We start from the raw sequence: 18,209 nt of genomic DNA, 5'->3' as shown, positions 1-18,209 counted from the left end.
GGCTGCAAACAAAGTAGTCATTCATGGATTCGAAGGCGTTGAGTAAAATGATACGAGTGTGTTTATTCTTATTGATGTTGATAACGCCCCAATGCGCAGCTGCGCAAGCAACTCGTTTGCCTCTTAATGACTATTTTGCTGAAACGTGGAATACACGATCAGGATTACCCCACAACAGTATCAACAGTATTGTACAGACAAAAGATGGTTATATATGGATAGCAACGTGGGAAGGGCTTGCTCGCTTCAATGGCCGAGAGTTTAAACTATTCACCCGTTCAGAAATTACAGGATTACCAGACTCAGGGCTTCGAAGTTTAGTTCCTCAAGCTGATGGTAGCCTCTACATTAGCGGCGCACGTGGTGGCATTAGCCATCTACGAAAAGGGCATTGGTCTGCACAGAAAAATGCCTCAGCAATGGTTAATCATGTCTTAAAAACAAGTGATAACAAAATATGGTTAGCCTTAGAGGGCGATGGGGTGGCTTATCGTGATGAGAATGAAGAAGATAAAAGTGTATTAATTAATTTAAGTGCTTATCGATTGGTTGAAGATGGCGAGGGCGCTATTTGGGCTGGAACCAGTGATGGTTTATATCAAATAAAAAATAAAGTAGCCAAATTAATTACCCCTAAGAGTGGTTTACCTACAGGGCCAATATATACATTATTTATGTCTCAAGAAGGGCAATTAATCGTCGCTGGAGAAAAGGGGGCATGGCGATATGTGAGTAACCGGTTTGTTAGTATTGATGAACAGCTGGATGGCATTGCTATTTCAAGTGTATTGCAAGATAACCACAATGCTCTGTGGTTTGGGACTATTAATAAAGGTGTATTCCGACTCAGTGAACTGGGATTAGAACGACTTGATTCAGACGCAGGTTTGCCCGCCAACCGTATTTTATCGTTACTTCAAGATCGTGAAAACAGTATTTGGATCGGGACTAATGGTGGTGTACACCGTTTACGTGAAGCGCCATTTTCAGCATGGACAAAAAAGCGTGGGCTAAGTGGTGATTATGTCAGAACGGTACTGCCTCACTCAGATGGCAGTGTTTGGATTGGCAGTAGCACAGGATTAAACCGAATCCTGGGTGATAAGGTTGAATCAATTTCACTTGCGAATAAGGGCGATCCTTTATCTATTTTAAGTTTGGCTGAAGATCAACACGGACATGTTTGGATAGGCACTTATACCAGCGGCTTAATGCGGGTAATTGATGGCAAGATTTACCCGGTTAAAAGTCGTGATAATGGCTTATCAAGTAACGAAGTTAGGGCTTTATTATTTGATAAGCAACAGCGCCTGTGGGTGGGGACTGCGACAGGGCTTAGCCGGATTGATCCCGATGGAACAACACTGCAATATACCACTAAGCAAGGTTTGCCCGGTGAGTTTATAATTGCTTTAGCTTTGGATGGGCTTGGGAATGTTTGGGCCGGAACGGGTGTGGGCGCTGCTATGTTTAATAACGTATTAGGTCAGTTTAAAGAGCAAGCATTTCCTAAGCAATTTAACGCTCAATATGCATTCGGGTTTTATGCCCAGAACGATTTAATGTGGATGGCCACTGATCGGGGGTTAGTACGGTTTAATATTGTTACTGGCGATATCGCTATTCTAGGACGCGAACAAGGTCTACCGGTTGATAAACTTTTCCAGTTAGTTGCGCAAGGGGATTCGTTTTGGTTATCGAGTAATCGCGGTATTCTTGAGGTTAAACAACAACAAGTTAACGAGTTACTTGATAACCCCCAAAAAAGTAAAAATAAACGACTTCAGTATCAACTATATGATGAAGGTGATGGCATGCTCAGCGCCCAAGCTAATGGGGGATCAAACCCGGCAGCTGCATTTCACCAAGATGGCAGTATTTGGTTTGCAACCGCACATGGTGTAAGCACTGTTATGCCTGAACGGTTAAAAAAAGCAGCGCAAATATCATTACCAACAGTCATAGAAAGCTTGTATGTTGATGGTAAAAGTACACCATTGGCTTTTGATGGTAAGGACATAATACTACCGCCAGGGGCTTCAAGGTTATCGTTTAATTATGCTGGTTTGAGCTTTATTATGCCGCAGCGGTTAAACTTTCAGACTAAACTACTCGGCTACAATGACACATGGGTAAACCGCCAGCAGTTAACAATTACCGAATACACCAATTTAGCACCGGGCAAATATACTTTTATTGTCCGTGCAGGTTACCCTAATGGGCAGTGGCAAAATAATTCTAAGAGTATTACATTTGTAATTCAGTCCTATTTTTGGCAAAAGTTAAGCTTTAAAGTTATGCTTTTTTTAGCGCTGGTTATTTTGTCTTTTGCATTATACAAATACCGCCTATATCACTTTAAAAAAATTGAAAAAGAACTTACCCTGCGAGTAATACAGCAAACTAAAGATCTACAGCAGCAAGCTGATGCGTTTGCACATCAGGCCACACATGATCAGTTAACGGACTTACCAAATCGTCGCGCATTTGATACTTGGTTGGCAGATAATTTTTCGGATTTCAAGCAGCAATCTTTACCTTTGGCTATTGCGATAATGGATATTGATCATTTTAAACGCATAAATGATGGCTGGTCACATATTATTGGTGATCGTGTAATTTGCGTCGTTGCTCATCTGTTGAGTGAATGTAGTGAGGTTGATACGAGCCAGATAGCTCGATGGGGAGGTGAAGAGTTTACATTATTCTTCCCTAATAAAACTGCACAGCAAGCTGCTCTAGTTTGTGAAGAGCTACGGATGAAAATTGCAAACTACGACCTTTCAAATATTGCCAGTGATTTAACAGTCACAGTGAGTTTTGGTGTTGCAGATTCATTAACTGTTAATGATTATGACCGCTTGCTTGCGCAGGCAGATCAGGCGCTTTATCAAGCAAAAAATCACGGCCGTAACCGTGTCGAAGTTAATAATAGTTAACGCTCAAAACTCATTGGTTTTTACATTTTATCAATAATTTAATTTTAGTTTATTTTTCGTACAAATTATTGGAGTGAAAAACAACCTATACACGAGGTTATATAAGGGACATAAATTTTATTAATACAAACATAAAAACATATAATTAACCATTTATTAACATTGGTGCTATATCTTTTGTTCCCTCTTTGGGATCTTTTTACTATATAAAAGGAAATGAAAGATGAAAAATCAAATAATGAATATCGCATTAGTGAGTGTTTTAGGTATCTCGTCTGTAGTATCAGCAAAAGGCCACGGACATGCAGATTTTAGCTTTTCAGAACAATCAATTAAATCGCTAAAGTTAAACTCTTTGGTAGCTGTCGACGATACTCAATTTGTATTTAATAACACCCTATTAAATGAAGATTGGGATAGTTTCTTTACCCTGTATGCGCCAGCGCTTAACGAAAAAAAAGAGCTCATATTGCATTGGGCTGGTTATGCGAGCATTAATCCTAAAATTATTTTAGCCTTGATTGAGCAGCAAAGTGGCTTACTTTCTAACCTAGATGCAGATATCAATAAGCCATTAAGAGACTTATCAGATAAACAAGGGTTTGATGCACAAATAGAAGACGTGGTAACTAAATTAGCTCAACGTTTCTACGCGTATAAACAATGGCAAGATGTGCAATCTACAGGTATTGAAATCACTCGCAACGCGAGCATAAGTAGCAGTACTGCTGCCACTGCAGCGTTAGTGAGTGTGTTAGCAAAACGTTCAAAATTGACGTTGGATAAAGATGAAGTAAGCAATTCGAAAAGTGCAATCACGGCATTTTTAACTACTTTTGATAGTTTATTTCCAGATAGTTACGCGCAATTACAAACCCCTTCAATACACGCAGTACAAAATAATGATACACGGTTAGCAGCAGCGAGTTTTTCAATGAACCTCCCTTGGCCATCTGGTTATTGGTACAGTGGTGGTGCACATTCAAATACCGGTTCTGGGTATCCATACTCGTCCCTTGATTTTAATAATGGCTCAGGTGGTTGGGGTAGCAATACACCATATGTGCAGGCGGCTCATGGTGGTACCGTTACGCGTTTTTCCTCTTGTAATATCCGTGTGACGCATTCAAGTGGCTATTCAACTAGTTATTATCATATGTCGAATTTGCAATACAACAGCGGCGATTATGTTCAGCCAGGCGCATGGCTTGGCCGTTATGCTAATAGTAAGGGGCAGGCATTGTGCGAAGGAGGACAGTCATCCGGCCCTCATGTGCACTTCACTTTATTATACAATGGCCAGCAAGTATCATTGCATAATCAATATATAAGTGGTCATCGTATTGATGTTGGTAACAGCAATTATGATAGCAATTGCAACAATTTCTATTTTGAGCGCTATGGTTATCGCACGTGTGCATGGCAACCGTTATATCGTTAAGTTTATGGGTTTAGCGCAATAATCGACAGACCGCTTATAGTTCTTGGGCGGTTTTTATGTAACTGCTATGAAATGATTGAATTTTGCCCTAAGCGGACATATTAATAGTTTATCTCTGTTAATAGGACCCTTTAATGGTAAACGGATTGTTAGTACTCGCACTGGTAGCGTTTGTGGTTATTTATTGGCGTTGGCCAGTAATTCAAAATCGCTTGTGGCAAAAAAAATATCAAGATTATCATTTAGATGAAAAACAAAAAGCGCTGTTGTTACGCTGTATGCCTATTTATCAAAAGATGACAGATGCTGACCGTGAGAAACTAGAGCGCCATATTGTTTGGTTTTTGAATGAAAAACGTTTTATAGGTTGTGATGGTTTAAAACTCAATGAGGGTATGAAATTAATTGTTGCTGCTGATGCATGTTTATTAGTATTAAATAAACCGTGGCCACTTTATCAAAACGTTAAAGAAATTTTGCTTTATCCCAGCGCTTATTATGCACCACAAACATCCCGGGATAGCGCAGGCTTAGTCAGCTACCATAATACTATTCGTCAAGGAGAGTCTTGGCCTGGTGGCACGTTAGTGCTTAGTTGGCACGACGTACTTGAGGGTAATAGATTACCAAACGATGGGCATAACCTTGTGTTTCATGAGTTTGCTCATCAGCTTGATCAAGAAACAGGCAAAACCACCGGCACTCCGTTACTCACTAAAGAGTCAGACTATCAAGAGTGGGGGCGCATTTTTAGCCGTGCTTTTAATCAATTAAAAACACACGTTGCCTATAGTATGCCTCATGTTATCCATAGTTATGGTGCAACAAATGAAGCGGAGTTTTTTGCTGTGATCACTGAAACCTTTTTAGAAAAGCCAAGTGAACTTCGACACTACGATCCAGAAATTTACAGCTTATTAGTTGGCTACTATCAATTTGACCCAATTAAATGGCATTAACCGCCAAATTAAGACGCTTTATCAGATATCGCTGGTAAGTTGCTATCGTTTTTGTTGCAATCAATATTAATAAACAACAAGAACAAGCGAGATAGCAATGAAAGCAATGCTCCATACAACAATGGCTGTAGCAATGTCATTGGCCCTTTATGGTCAAACACAGGCACAAGAAAGTACTGATGATAAAAAGTGGCAAGTTGATGCACCACAAGGGCAATTTGTCGATGCGACTATCAGTGTGTCACAAGGCACATGGATGAATATTGATGTGAGCCCAGATGGTAAAACCATTGTGTTTGATTTGCTCGGTGATATTTATACTATGGCGATGTCGGGCGGTAAGGCGACTCAATTAACAACTGATATTGCATGGCAAATGCAGCCACGCTTTAGCCCTGATGGTAAACATATTGCGTTTACCTCGGATCAAGGTGGCGGCGATAACATTTGGCTAATGGATTTAAACGGTGAAAACCAAACAGCAGTAACGAACGAAACTTTTCGTCTTCTTAATAGTCCTGCTTGGAGCCCTGATGGCGACTATTTAGTTGCACGTAAGCATTTTACGGCAAGTCGTTCATTAGGTGCGGGTGAAGTATGGCTTTATCACAAAGCAGGTGGTAAAGGTGTACAGTTAACTAAGCGTGCTGACGATCAAAAAGATTTAGGTGAGCCGATGTTTTCGCCTGATGGCCGTTACGTTTATTTCTCGCATGATTCGACTCCAGGTAAAACGTTTCATTATTCAAAAGACTCGGTTGCGGGTATCTACAAAATTAAACGTTATGATCGTCAAACTGGTGAGATCGAAACAATTATAAGTGGTATGGGTGGGGCGATTCGTCCAACACCGTCACCTGATGGTAAAAAACTTGCCTATATTAAGCGAGATGATTTTCAAACGAGCCTTTACATATATGATTTAACGTCGGGTCAGCACACAAAGTTGTACGATAAACTTGAGCGTGACATGCAAGAAACATGGGCTATCCATGGCGTTTATCCAACAATTGCTTGGACACCAGATAATGAAGAGCTGGTATTTTGGGCGGGTGGTACAATCCATAAGCTTGATGTGAAAGATGGCGATGTTGAGACGGTACCATTTGAAGTACAAACAAGTAAAAAAATTCAAAAAGCGGTGCGTTTTACACAAAATATTGATGCCGATGAATTTGATGTAAAAATGCTGCGCAATGTACAGGTATCTCCAGATGGCGAAACCGCTATTTTTGAAGCGCTTGGGCATATTTATAAACGTGATTTAGCGTCAGGTAAAATAAAGCGTTTAACGAAACAAGATGATCATTTTGAGTTATTTGCGCAGTTTTCTCGCGATGGTAAAAAAATAGTTTATGTAACATGGGACGATAATGAGCAGGGTGCTGTTCGTGTTGTATCTGCTCGCAGCGGGCGTGGCGATGACATAACCACTGAACCGGGCAAATATGTAGAGCCAACATTTAGCCCAGATGGCAAAACAGTTGTGTATAGAAAAGCATCGGGTGGCGGCATATTAAACCCTGATTGGTCGTTACACACAGGCATTTACGCGGTGAGCACAAAAGGCGGCAAAGCTGAGCTAATTACAAAAAGTGGCTATCAACCACAATTTGGTGCGCAAAACGACCGTGTATTCATTATGAGTCCATGGCCAAAGCCAACATTAAGTGTTGTTGAACTTGATTCTAAGAAAGTCAGTAAACTGTATGAATCTGAGCATGCAACTGAATTTAGAGTATCGCCTGATGGAAAATACCTTGCGTTTGCTGAGCGTTTTAAAGTATTTGTTACGCCGCTAGTTGAAAGCGGTAAAACCATTAATATAGGCCCTAAAGATAGTCAATTTCCGATTGAACAGCTCTCAGTACGTGCGGGTGAAAGCATCAGTTGGAGTGCAAATAGCAATAAACTATATTGGACACTCGGCCCTGAGCTTTACCACGCAAGCTTAGCTGGGTTGTTTGATATTAATAAAGCTGATGACGCTGATTTTAAAGTTGAAAGCGGCGATAACATCAGTTTTACTCGCAAAATAGCTGAACCGAAAGGCATGATAGCCTTAACTGGTGCGCGTATTATCACCATGAAAGGTGAGCAAGTTATCGAAAATGGTGTGTTGCTAACTGATGGTAAGCATATTAAAGCACTGGGCAGTGTAGCAGATGTGAGCATTCCAAAAGGTGCAAAAATCATTGATGTAACTGGTAAAACAATTATGCCAGGGCTTGTTGATGCGCATGCTCACGGCTCGCAAGCGAGTAATGAAATTATTCCAGAGCAAAACTGGAAGAACCTAGCTGGTTTATCATTAGGTGTAACAACCATTCATGATCCTTCTAATGATACCACTGAAATTTTTGCTGCAAGTGAAATGCAAAAATCAGGGGCTATTGTGGGCCCGCGTATTTTCTCTACCGGGACTATTTTATATGGCGCCAATATGCCAGGGTATACGTCGCATATTGATTCGTTAGATGATGCTAAATTTCATTTAGAGCGTTTAAAGAAAGTGGGGGCGTTTAGTGTTAAATCATATAACCAACCCCGTCGTGAGCAACGCCAGCAAGTGATAGAAGCTGGTCGAGAGCTGGAAATGATGGTTGTGCCAGAAGGCGGATCGTTATTACAACATAACTTAACCATGGTGGTTGATGGCCATACAGGTATTGAGCACTCACTTCCTGTTGCAAACATTTATGACGATATTAAGCAGCTTTGGTCACAAAGTGATGTAGGTTATACGCCTACTCTTGGTGTTGCGTATGGTGGTATTTGGGGTGAAAACTACTGGTACGATAAAACGGACGTATGGAATCATCCACGCTTAAGTAAATTCGTACCTAAAAATCAATTGTTACCGCGTTCAATGCGTCGAGTTAAAGCGCCCGATCATCACTACAATCACTTTAATAATGCCCGTGTAGCAAAAGAGCTACAAGATTTAGGTGTGCTAGTTAATTTAGGTGCGCATGGGCAACGTGAAGGGTTGGCTGCACATTGGGAGATTTGGATGTTTGCCCAAGGTGGAATGACCCCACTGCAAGCAATTCGCGCCGCGACGCTTGATCCGGCCAAATACATAGGCCTTGATCAAAATATTGGTTCGTTAGAAGTAGGTAAATTAGCCGATTTAATGATCATCGACGGTAATCCGCTGACGAATATTCGTGATACAGATAAAGTTGATTACACCATGATCAACGGCCGTTTATTTGATGCGGCAACAATGAATGAAGTTGGTAAAAAAGAACGCGATAAACTTTACTTTGAAGATAAGTAATTATTAGCGTTATAGACTAATTAAAAGCGGCTAAATAGCCGCTTTATTTTTTTAACAACAAAGTAACGCCTTGATATTAAGTCCCTATGAAACGCTGAAGTCTGCATCTTGAAGCGGTTTGGGTATATAGCTTTGTACAAGTTGTCGTAGTAATAATGGGTCTTGCAATAGTTGGTTGCTAGAATGCATGACTCTTGCTTGGCAGATCATACCTTCTTTTAATGTCATTAATAATTGTGCTAACTGCTTGGCTTTTTCTGACTTGCTTTTAAATTGTGTTGTTTGCGATAGCTTGTCGAACAGCAATTGTAAAACAGCTTTTTTGTGTGCACTGCAAAGTATTGCAATAGGGTGGTCGCTGTGTGGAAATTCAGCCGCAGTATTAATAAAAAAACAACCATTAAAGTCGCCAAGCTCTATGGCCTTATTATCTATCCAAATTGAGAGTGAACCAAACAGCGCTGATGCGATTTCAAAAGGAGTATCACAGTTTTTTAACCGATCGTTGAGCCAATGATTAAAGCGTTTATCCCTGGCTTCAAGGCAGGCGCAAATCAACTCATCTTTACTGACAAAGTGGTTATAAAGAGTTTTTTTTGCAACGCCAGACTCTTTTAGTATTTCATTAATACCTACCGCATGAATCCCTTTTTGATAGAAGGCTGTCAGTGCAGTATTAATAATATGGGTGCGCTTATCCATGATGGCTCCTTGTAAAAAAGTAAGCTTGACATGAGTAGACCGACTTGTCTATCATTTGCGTGTAGACAAGTCGGTCTACTTTTGGTTAGGAGTTATATTTATGAATGATGGATCGTATCAAGCTGTCATTGCGGGGGTGTTTTCAGCGCTTACATTGTTGGTTTTAGCGTATTTAGAAAGTGTAAATAATTATGGGGTCTGGCTTATGGCACCTTTTGGCGCCACGGCAGTATTAGTTTTTGGAATACCAGATAGCCCTTTGGCAAAAGCTAAAAATGTGATTGCAGGCCATTTGATCACTGCTTTTATCGCGGTCGTGTTTGTCACTTATATAGGCTCAGATCCTATTAGTATTGCCACAGCGACGGGTCTTGCAATAACGGCGATGATGCTAACTAAAACAGTTCACCCAGCAGCAGGGGCCAATCCTATTTTAATTATAAGCAGCGGGCAAAGTTGGGACTTTTTAATTATGCCAGTATTGATTGGCACCGTATTTATTGTCGTGTGTGGCTATTTGAGTACGTGGTTGATAGTTAAAGTGACTCTTTATTGTGAGCACAAAAAAACCGCTTAAGAGCGGTTTTTTTGTTTGCTTAGCTGTAAATTACACAACACCGCGTGGAAGGCGGCAGTCATGTTCTTTTCTCGCTAAGTACACAATCCAAAACTCTTCAGCTGTGTAGCCATCTTCATTTTCTGTAGTAACAGTAAATGCTGCTTTTTTAACGGCTGGAACAGTCGTTTTTGTTTTGGTTTTTTTAGCAGGCGCTTTTTTTACTGTTTTCTCAGACGAACCGCCTGAAGTTAACTGCTCAGTTAATTCAGCAACTTCTGCAAGGCGCAAATTTTTGCCGCCATCGATGCTGTACCAACCAGGTTTGGTGGTGATTTCAGGTTTATTACCATTGGCTGCTTCATATGCTGCTTCAAAGGCATTTAACACTTCTGTTTTGTCTAGTTTGCTCATCAGAGACCCTATACGTTGTAAACACAGATTAAGAATACCTATTTATACCTATTTTTGGGCTACTTTTCAATTTTTTGCGATTTCCCTTCCATTTTGAATAGATAACCGCCAAAATTTGCACAAAATCTAACGTTTATGTGGAATATGAAATGCAACGTCGAGAATTTAACCAGTTATTAAATGCGATCTTAAAGCCTGACTCAATTAAGGATTTTTGCCCAAATGGGTTACAAGTTGAGGGGCGAGAACGGATTCAAAAAATAGTAACAGGTGTAACCGCCAGCCAAGCGTTGATTGATGCTGCAATTGCCCTCGGTGCAGATACTATTTTAGTGCACCATGGCTATTTTTGGAAAGGCGAAGCACAGCCTATCACGGGTATTAAAAAGCGCCGTATTGGTGCGTTACTGAATCATGATATTAATTTATTTGCATATCATTTGCCATTAGATGTGCATCCTGAGATTGGCAATAACGCACAATTAGCTAAATTACTCGATTTAGAAATGACAGACGGCTTAGAGCCGATAGCAAATAGTGTTGCAGTAAAAGGGCGATTAAAAACGCCTATGACGGGTGAACAGTTCGCGCAAAAAATAGCTGAGGTACTCAATCGAGAACCCTTAGTGAGTTTAGTGCGTGATGAACCAATTGAAACCATAGGGTGGTGTACAGGTGGTGGGCAAGGTTATATTGACTTAGCTGCTAACCAAGGACTCGATGCTTATTTAACGGGTGAGGCATCAGAGCAAACAATTCACAGTTCACGAGAACAAAACATTGATTTTTTTGCCGCGGGTCATCATGCGACCGAACGCTATGGGATCCAAGCGCTCGGTGAGCTATTAGCACAACAACATGGATTTGACGTTACCTTTATTGATATAGATAACCCAGTTTGAAAATAAGTCAAATTCTGTTGATTGAAAACTACAGCGCCTCTGGATCAATCCAACGGCGCACTGCAATCCAACCACGGCCAATTACTTCGTGCCATTGACGTGTTACAGCTAAGAGTACATTTACATTAGGGACATACTGTTTATGGACAGGCCAAGCAGAGTAATCATAAAAGTCAGTCGCAGCGGGTATTACATCAACCCCTTGTGCGTTAAATAAATCTTTTGCACGGCGCATATGGCTCGATGATGTGACTAACACAACTTTAAAATCCACAAGTGCAGGCGCTAAAAATTTAGCTTCGTCGGCTGTGTCCATGGCTGCTGGGTTTTGCTTTATACGGTTAGCTTTTACTCCAAGGCTAATCGCTGTTTGCTGCATTAAATGACTATTGGTGACTTTGCCGTAGCCCCCACCTGAAACAATAAGCTGTGCGTGTGGATAAAGATACGCAAGCCTTATGCCTTCTACTAAACGACTTTTTGCACAATTACCCAGCTGGCTATTCGCACTGAGGTTTGGGTTTGGTATTAGATCGCAGCCAAGTACCACTATCTTGTCTATTTTTGAATGATTTTTAGAATTAAATACATATTGAAGTTGCGTGGAAGGATCGACTATTTTTTGGCCCATAAACGGTGTGCTGATCAGCATTAGCGCGCAAGTAACGAGTAAGCCAGTAAATGCGGCGACTTTGTTGTTACGCAAAGCTATCAAAAAGCACAAAGCACATATTAGGCCGAACAAGGGCAGTGGCATGAGCATTGCGCCGAGGATTTTTTTAAGTTCAAACATCACAGTAGCATCAGTAAAAGAGTTTTACGTATGCTACTGGGTTCGCTTGATTTTATCGACCGTTATTTAACTTACAGGTATTTAAAAAGTGGCGATAAACCGGGTTATCCCGCATATTCTTTTTCATTGCAAGGTACATGGGGCGAGTGAGCCCTAATGCGCCAAGGGGAATCGATTTGATTAAACCTTGGCTCTCATAAGGCGTTACTAGCCAATCTGGTAATGCCGCAACGCCCATACCCGCACTGACAAGTTGAAAAATAAGTAAGCCTTGCTCTACGTTTTTTAAGGTGCCGTCAAAACGTGCATTTTGAATAAAGTGCTTAAATATATCTTGGCGTTCGCGTGGAATTGGGTATGAAATAATGGTTTCGTTTTTCAAATCCAGTGCAGTAACGTACGCTTTTTTTGCCAGCTCATGATCGGGGGCAACAATCAGCTTAAGTTTAAAGTCAAATAAATGTGCGTATTCAAGTTTATCGGGTTCACGGATATCAGAGGTAAGCACTAGATCCAACTCGTCGCTTAATAGATCAGGGATTGCGTCGTAGCTAAAGCCACGTTCATAATCTACTTTAATATCAGGCCAAAAGTTATTAAATTCTTTAATCGTGGGTAATAGCCAATGAAAACAAGCATGGCATTCAACACTTAATCTTAACTGCGAAATCGGCTGGTTAAGGCTTTCCTTTAGTCGGCATTTTGTCGCTTCAACGCGGGGTAGTACTTCACTCGCTAGTTCAAGCAATAGCATACCTTGGGGTGTAAACCGCACAGGCTGAGTTTTACGTTCAAATAACTGGCAATCAAGCTTGTTTTCTAAATCTTTAATCTGATGAGATAAAGCTGATTGAGTTAAAAATAGTTCGCGGGCGGTATTCACCAAAGAGCCGGTTTCTTTTAAGGTCGCAATGGTCTTTAAATGTTTTACATCAATCATCTTTAATAATTCTCATGGTATAAGTGAGGTTAACTCAGATTGCAGACATAATACGCCTTTATTGAAGATGCTTCAACGTCTAGATGGCTAAAGAATGTCATTTGTTTTACTTAACGTTTACAACTTCACTATAGCATCAAATTTGACAGCGTTGTCATTATATTTATTCTGATTTATAAAAATATTTATATGAAATTACCTCAAGTTAAATAGGAGGAAGCATCAATTGTGTAATGTAAGGGAGAGGTGTAAGTTTTTAGCCATCTAAATAGCTGAATGGAGTTTTTAACATGGCACAATTACATAACTTAGGTTTTCCTCGTATAGGCACAAAACGCGAGCTTAAATTTGCAGTCGAATCATATTGGGCAGGTAAAATCAGCCAAGCAGAGTTACTTGAGAAGGGTAAAACGATCCGCGCAAAAAACTGGGCGCTACAAGCCGATGCAGGCATTGAGTTATTACCAGTTGGCGACTTTGCTTGGTATGACCATGTGTTGTCAACCTCATTACTTATCGGCGCTGTACCTAAGCGGCATCAAAAAACAGACGGTAGCGTTGATCTTGATACATTATTTCGCATCGGCCGTGGTCAAGCGCCAACCGGTTGTTCATGTGCAGCCAGTGAAATGACGAAATGGTTTAATACGAATTATCACTATATAGTGCCAGAGCTTAGCAGTGATCAGCAGTTTGCATTAAGTTGGACTGAGTTATTTGATCAAGTAACCCATGCACACGCATTAGGCCATAATGCAAAAGTGGTGTTAGTTGGCCCTGTAACTTACCTTTATTTAGCAAAATGTGTGGGCAGAGAATTTGATAAATTAAGCCTACTTGAAAAACTGTTGCCAGTGTATCAACAAGTCCTAGTAAAGCTAGCGCGCCAAGGTGTTCAGTGGGTACAAATAGATGAACCTATTCTTGCTCTTGAGTTGTCTGATGATTACCGCCATGCATTAAAAGCAAGTTTTAACGCACTTGCAGGTCAAGGTGTAAAGTTGTTACTGGCTAGTTATTTTGACTCTGTGAGTGCTTACTATGATGATATAGCTGCTTATCCAGTTGACGGTGTACATTTTGATTGTGTTGCAGCTAAAGTCGATTTTACACAGATTGATTCGTTATTGAGCGCTGATCAAGTTCTATCATTAGGTGTAGTTAATGGCCGTAATATTTGGCGTGCAGACCTCGATGCGGTATTTTCCACGATAAAAGACATTGCAACAAAGCGCGGCGATAATTTATGGCTTGCTCCGTCATGTTCTTTATTACACACGCCAGTTGATTTAGAGCAAGAAGAAAAGCTTGATGATGAGTTACGCTCCTGGCTTGCTTTCGCAAAACAAAAAGGCCAAGAGCTGTCATTGTTAAAAGCAGCACTTGAGATCAATGATAACCGTGATTTAGTTACTTACTCAGCGCCTGTAAAAGCACGTTTAACATCAACACGTGTCAATAATGCAGTAGTGCAGCAACGAGTAAGTGCGTTAACCGTAAAAGAGGGGGAGCGTGAGAATGTATTTGCTCAGCGAATTGAAAAACAACATGGAGCACTTAACTTACCATTATTACCGACAACCACGATAGGTTCATTCCCACAAACACAGGCTATCCGTAAAGCGCGTCGTGATTTTAAAGCCGGTGAATTATCTGCCACTGACTATCAAAATCAAATGGAAGCCGAAATCCGCTACGCAGTAGAAGAGCAAGAAGCGCTTGATTTAGATGTATTAGTACATGGTGAAGCTGAGCGTAATGACATGGTTGAATATTTTGGTGAACTGCTTGAAGGTTTTGCTTTTACCCAGTTTGGTTGGGTGCAAAGCTATGGCTCTCGCTGTGTGAAGCCGCCGGTGATCTGGGGAGATGTCTCACGCGAAAAAGCAATGACGGTTCAGTGGACTCAATACGCGCAGTCGCTTACCAGTAAAAAAATGAAAGGCATGCTAACAGGCCCTGTCACTATTTTGTTTTGGTCATTTATTCGTGATGATTTAGATAAACCAAGCATTGCAAATCAAATAGCACTTGCGCTGCGTGATGAAGTGGTGGATTTACAAAATGCGGGCATTGAGATAATTCAAATTGATGAACCTGCATTTCGTGAAGGTATGCCACTCAAAGCCACCCAATGGCAAGACTATTTAGAGTGGGCAGCGTATGCATTTAGAGTGTCAGCCAGTGGTGTGAAAGACGAAACACAAATACATACGCACATGTGTTACGCGGAATTTAACGGTATTATTGCCGCTATTGCGGATATGGATGCCGATGTGATCACTATTGAAACATCACGCTCAAACATGGAGCTACTAGATGCATTTGAAAACTTTGATTACCCAAATGATATAGGCCCTGGTGTATACGATATTCACACACCAAACGTGCCAGATACTGCATGGATCAAAGCGTTAATCCACAAAGCCGCGCGTAAAATACCTGTTGAGCGTTTGTGGGTGAATCCAGATTGTGGTTTAAAAACACGTGGATGGGAAGAAACCCGCCAAGCACTTGATAACATGGTTAAAGCGACTAAAGAACTGCGTGAAGAACTAAAGTAAACGCTTAAAGTAAACCTCTTTACGCTGTTAAGCCCTAGGGCTTTTTGTTTAGTTTTATGTGTAGTTGTCGTTTCTATCTAACATTATGATAGTAAAGAATTAAATTGATTGGTGCCTGATTGGCATTAATTATGTTCACTATTGTGTCTTTTTATTCTCTTAGTGAGCAAGTAAATTAGCATATCAGAATTATTAAGGGTCTAATCAACATGAAATTACTTAGCCGCGGTGTGTTTTTACTGACTTTACTTTTTAGCGTTTCTTTGATGGCTCAGACGCAAACAGCAAAAGATCCACAGCAATTATTAGTCTCTATTGGGGACCAGTTATTTAGTGATATAGGTAAAGTTAATAGCCAAGGTAATGCGTCAAAGCATGAGATGTCAGCCATTGTAAGTAAGCATTTAATGCCGCATATAGATGTGAAGTTTGTTTCATACAAATTGTTAGGTAAGCATATTAAAGGCATAGAGCGGGCGCAAGCTACAGGGTTTATTAGTGCGGTTGAGCACTATTTGACAATGACATACGCCAGTGCACTGATGAAATATACCGGGCAAGAGATCAAATTTGAAAAAAATAATGATGTCACCACCGGGGATTTTACAACAGTAAAAACACAAATTATAGATTCACAAGCCCCAACAATAGACCTGCACTTTAAACTTCGCCACGGTAAAGATGGTAGCTGGAAAGTATATGATATCGTTGCTGAAGGTATTTCCTTATTGAGTGCTAAACAAAAAGAAGTGATTCAACGTATTTCTGAAGTAGGGCTTGACCAAGTTACTCGCGAACTGAGTAGTAAATAAGCACTTTTATCCCGCCTCCAACCAGAAGCGATAAGTTACGAAAGTGACTTGTCGCTTTATATTAATACCATTATTATTCTTTTAAAATCACACTCTTTGCGCTAGCGTGTCGATCAAGGTGTGCTAGAATAAGCGCCTATAAATTATTATATTAAGCGCAGTGTCAGTTTGGTGTTGTTAAACTCGCGAACTGACCTTTATACCTGAGTAAGATAGACACTGGAGTTATGTTTTTTTAATGGAAAATGTACTTATTTGGCCTAAAGAATACCCGTTGTTAGTCAAAGGACTTATTGAGCAAAACGGTGCATTCATTTTGGATGCTTTAGAAGCATGGCCAGCCTGTCGCTCTAATGAAGAAGACGATGGCGTTTGTACCACTGTATTACCTCCCATCTATTATTTAACTTGGTTAACGCCACTTGAGCCATTTGAAGAGTGTTATTTTCAGCATATTTGTGAATATGACGATTCAGCACAGCATTATATTAACGCTGCAAAAAATCATTATTATGATAATGAATATACCCCAGAAAGCTTAGTGCTTATGCTTTGTCAGCGTCTTGAAAAGTATGCGAGTGTTGCCGGACAAGCTGCAATTAAAACGCCAATATCGTTGATTTCTCAACTTTTTTCTAAACGCTATTTTACGGTTATTGAGCACGCTTTATCATCAGCAAGCAAAGTGAGTGCGCAAGATGCGTTAGCTTTATGGAAAGAAGTTGATTTTCGTGAGCGTTTTAGCTGTTTTATTCCTGACTCAATTGATTCTGTTTCGCAACTAAGTGAATTGGCGGCTAAAAAAGTCGCAGGTGGTAAAGACTATTTTACTTTGCTGACTCAAGTTTCACCGGATGTTGATTCGGTCATGCTATTAGAGCAGGCCTTACTTGCTCATTTGAGTTTTAAAACTGCAAAACAGACAATGGCGATGCGCTTTATTGAACAAGGTGCAACGGGGACGTTAGCTGATGAGAATGGAAAAACGGCTTTTATGTGGGCTGTTGAGAAAGGGTATGTAAATTTGGTTCAAACGCTCTTGGAGCAACAAGATAAAAAGCAGCAAGATAGTTTAGGTAATACGGCACTACATTATGCTGTGTTTGCTAAAAATGAGCCTCTGATGGTGCTATTACTTAAATCAGGTTATGATTTTAGGACTCAAAATATTGACGGGTTAAGTTGTTATCGACTTGCTGTTAGTATAAAAGCGACACAATTAGTAAAATGCTTGGAACGTGATTTTGGTATTAAAGAGTTATCGCCAGATGGTCAGTTTACGCGAATAAAGAAAGTCCACGGGCTACATGCGATAGTTACTTTATTATTACCATTTCAGTTGTTTTTCTTTTTTGATGATTCTTTGTCAGGTAAAAGTGAAATAACGCTAACATTGACGATGTTTTCATTAGTGTGTTTTTTCTTTGCGATGAGCTTAAAGCGGTGTGCATTATATCCACATATTAAACATCCTTGGGGATTGTTTGTATTAAGGTGTTTTTCATTGTTTAGCTTAGTAGGGCAGCTAGGTTTAGCGAGTATTGTCGCGCTAGCAACGTTAAGCGGGCTCGTTTAGTTAGGGCGTGTTGACCTTTGTGGATTGAAATTCGTTCAATCTAGGGGCGATTTAATCACGGCGCGAGGTTTGTAACTAACCTAGCGGGCTCGATAACTGCTCCTGCGTTATTCTACTGGCTCACATCCATGTGAGAATAAGTAAAAACCGAGCAAAGCTTCCGCGTCCTGCTCACGTCCCTTACCTACATCCGTGTAGGCAACAAAGAGTCAATCGCCCCTAGGAAGAACCCTTTGGGCAGCGCATGTTTGGCATTTATACTGCGTTATCGCCTATTTATGGGGAACAACCACACGACATAGGCTCTGCCTTGCCTAAATACCAAACA

The 18,209-nt window shown here is 40.5% G+C and carries 13 protein-coding genes; 9 read left to right on the top strand and 4 right to left on the bottom strand.

From position 1 onward, the window contains the following. Nucleotides 1-47: 47 nt before the first annotated feature. From A7967_RS19545 to A7967_RS19530, 4 genes are all read left to right on the top strand, one after another. Entirely contained in the window at nucleotides 48-2,939 is a 2,892-nt protein-coding gene (locus A7967_RS19545; protein WP_082916350.1) for a ligand-binding sensor domain-containing diguanylate cyclase, read from the top strand. Between the two features lie 223 nt (nucleotides 2,940-3,162). Beyond that, entirely contained in the window at nucleotides 3,163-4,380 is a 1,218-nt protein-coding gene (locus A7967_RS19540; RefSeq protein ID WP_064436004.1) for a M23 family metallopeptidase, read from the top strand. 134 nt (nucleotides 4,381-4,514) lie between these two features. Beyond that, entirely contained in the window at nucleotides 4,515-5,339 is an 825-nt protein-coding gene (locus A7967_RS19535; protein WP_054205490.1) for a M90 family metallopeptidase, read from the top strand. Nucleotides 5,340-5,436: 97 nt separating this feature from the next. Beyond that, the gene (locus A7967_RS19530; protein ID WP_064436003.1) at nucleotides 5,437-8,622 is read left to right on the top strand and encodes an amidohydrolase family protein; all 3,186 of its coding nucleotides are present in this window, start codon (nucleotides 5,437-5,439) and stop codon (nucleotides 8,620-8,622) included. A gap of 84 nt (nucleotides 8,623-8,706) precedes the next feature. Here the strand turns inward: A7967_RS19530 and A7967_RS19525 are convergent, their stop codons facing one another. Next, nucleotides 8,707-9,324: a TetR/AcrR family transcriptional regulator gene (locus A7967_RS19525; protein ID WP_054205488.1), complete on the bottom strand. Its 618-nt coding sequence runs from the start codon at nucleotides 9,322-9,324 to the stop codon at nucleotides 8,707-8,709. Between the two features lie 100 nt (nucleotides 9,325-9,424). Here A7967_RS19525 and A7967_RS19520 point away from each other — a divergent pair, with 100 nt between their 5' ends. Next, the gene (locus tag A7967_RS19520; RefSeq protein ID WP_064436002.1) at nucleotides 9,425-9,901 is read left to right on the top strand and encodes an HPP family protein; all 477 of its coding nucleotides are present in this window, start codon (nucleotides 9,425-9,427) and stop codon (nucleotides 9,899-9,901) included. Nucleotides 9,902-9,931: 30 nt separating this feature from the next. On the opposite strand, the gene A7967_RS19515 is transcribed toward A7967_RS19520, so the two are convergent. Beyond that, nucleotides 9,932-10,294: a hypothetical protein gene (locus A7967_RS19515; protein WP_064436001.1), complete on the bottom strand. Its 363-nt coding sequence runs from the start codon at nucleotides 10,292-10,294 to the stop codon at nucleotides 9,932-9,934. Between the two features lie 149 nt (nucleotides 10,295-10,443). Between A7967_RS19515 and A7967_RS19510 the strand changes: the two genes are divergently transcribed. After that, on the top strand, nucleotides 10,444-11,196 hold the full coding sequence (locus tag A7967_RS19510; RefSeq protein WP_054205485.1) for a Nif3-like dinuclear metal center hexameric protein: 753 nt from the start codon (nucleotides 10,444-10,446) through the stop codon (nucleotides 11,194-11,196). Between the two features lie 28 nt (nucleotides 11,197-11,224). On the opposite strand, the gene A7967_RS19505 is transcribed toward A7967_RS19510, so the two are convergent. Next, nucleotides 11,225-11,989: a YdcF family protein gene (locus A7967_RS19505; protein WP_064436000.1), complete on the bottom strand. Its 765-nt coding sequence runs from the start codon at nucleotides 11,987-11,989 to the stop codon at nucleotides 11,225-11,227. Between the two features lie 52 nt (nucleotides 11,990-12,041). After that, nucleotides 12,042-12,929, bottom strand: a complete 888-nt coding sequence (locus tag A7967_RS19500) for a LysR family transcriptional regulator (RefSeq protein ID WP_054205483.1) — start codon at nucleotides 12,927-12,929, stop codon at nucleotides 12,042-12,044. A gap of 290 nt (nucleotides 12,930-13,219) precedes the next feature. On the opposite strand from A7967_RS19500, the gene metE reads away from it, so the two are divergent. From metE to A7967_RS19485, 3 genes are all read left to right on the top strand, one after another. Next, nucleotides 13,220-15,493, top strand: a complete 2,274-nt coding sequence (gene metE, locus A7967_RS19495; RefSeq protein WP_064435999.1) for a 5-methyltetrahydropteroyltriglutamate--homocysteine S-methyltransferase — start codon at nucleotides 13,220-13,222, stop codon at nucleotides 15,491-15,493. Between the two features lie 209 nt (nucleotides 15,494-15,702). Next, nucleotides 15,703-16,305 (top strand): MlaC/ttg2D family ABC transporter substrate-binding protein, encoded by a 603-nt coding sequence (locus A7967_RS19490; protein ID WP_064435998.1) that lies wholly within the window; start codon nucleotides 15,703-15,705, stop codon nucleotides 16,303-16,305. Nucleotides 16,306-16,543: 238 nt separating this feature from the next. Beyond that, nucleotides 16,544-17,881, top strand: coding sequence for an ankyrin repeat domain-containing protein (locus A7967_RS19485; protein ID WP_064435997.1), 1,338 nt, complete (start codon nucleotides 16,544-16,546; stop codon nucleotides 17,879-17,881). Nucleotides 17,882-18,209: the final 328 nt, after the last annotated feature.

Source organism: Pseudoalteromonas neustonica, assembly GCF_001653135.1.
Taxonomy (GTDB): domain Bacteria; phylum Pseudomonadota; class Gammaproteobacteria; order Enterobacterales; family Alteromonadaceae; genus Pseudoalteromonas; species Pseudoalteromonas neustonica.
This window is presented reverse-complemented; position numbering and strand designations above follow the sequence as displayed.

What these genes read in the sequence shown, in the direction of transcription:
- A7967_RS19530 (WP_064436003.1), top strand. Translation starts at nt 5,437, where the DNA reads ATGAAAGCAATGCTCCATACAACAATGGCTGTAGCAATGTCATTGGCC.
- A7967_RS19490 (WP_064435998.1), top strand. Translation starts at nt 15,703, where the DNA reads ATGAAATTACTTAGCCGCGGTGTGTTTTTACTGACTTTACTTTTTAGC.
- metE (WP_064435999.1), top strand. Translation starts at nt 13,220, where the DNA reads ATGGCACAATTACATAACTTAGGTTTTCCTCGTATAGGCACAAAACGC.
- A7967_RS19540 (WP_064436004.1), top strand. Translation starts at nt 3,163, where the DNA reads ATGAAAAATCAAATAATGAATATCGCATTAGTGAGTGTTTTAGGTATC.
- A7967_RS19510 (WP_054205485.1), top strand. Translation starts at nt 10,444, where the DNA reads ATGCAACGTCGAGAATTTAACCAGTTATTAAATGCGATCTTAAAGCCT.
- A7967_RS19505 (WP_064436000.1), bottom strand. Translation starts at nt 11,989, where the DNA reads ATGTTTGAACTTAAAAAAATCCTCGGCGCAATGCTCATGCCACTGCCC.
- A7967_RS19500 (WP_054205483.1), bottom strand. Translation starts at nt 12,929, where the DNA reads ATGATTGATGTAAAACATTTAAAGACCATTGCGACCTTAAAAGAAACC.
- A7967_RS19515 (WP_064436001.1), bottom strand. Translation starts at nt 10,294, where the DNA reads ATGAGCAAACTAGACAAAACAGAAGTGTTAAATGCCTTTGAAGCAGCA.
- A7967_RS19520 (WP_064436002.1), top strand. Translation starts at nt 9,425, where the DNA reads ATGAATGATGGATCGTATCAAGCTGTCATTGCGGGGGTGTTTTCAGCG.
- A7967_RS19525 (WP_054205488.1), bottom strand. Translation starts at nt 9,324, where the DNA reads ATGGATAAGCGCACCCATATTATTAATACTGCACTGACAGCCTTCTAT.
- A7967_RS19545 (WP_082916350.1), top strand. Translation starts at nt 48, where the DNA reads ATGATACGAGTGTGTTTATTCTTATTGATGTTGATAACGCCCCAATGC.
- A7967_RS19535 (WP_054205490.1), top strand. Translation starts at nt 4,515, where the DNA reads ATGGTAAACGGATTGTTAGTACTCGCACTGGTAGCGTTTGTGGTTATT.
- A7967_RS19485 (WP_064435997.1), top strand. Translation starts at nt 16,544, where the DNA reads ATGGAAAATGTACTTATTTGGCCTAAAGAATACCCGTTGTTAGTCAAA.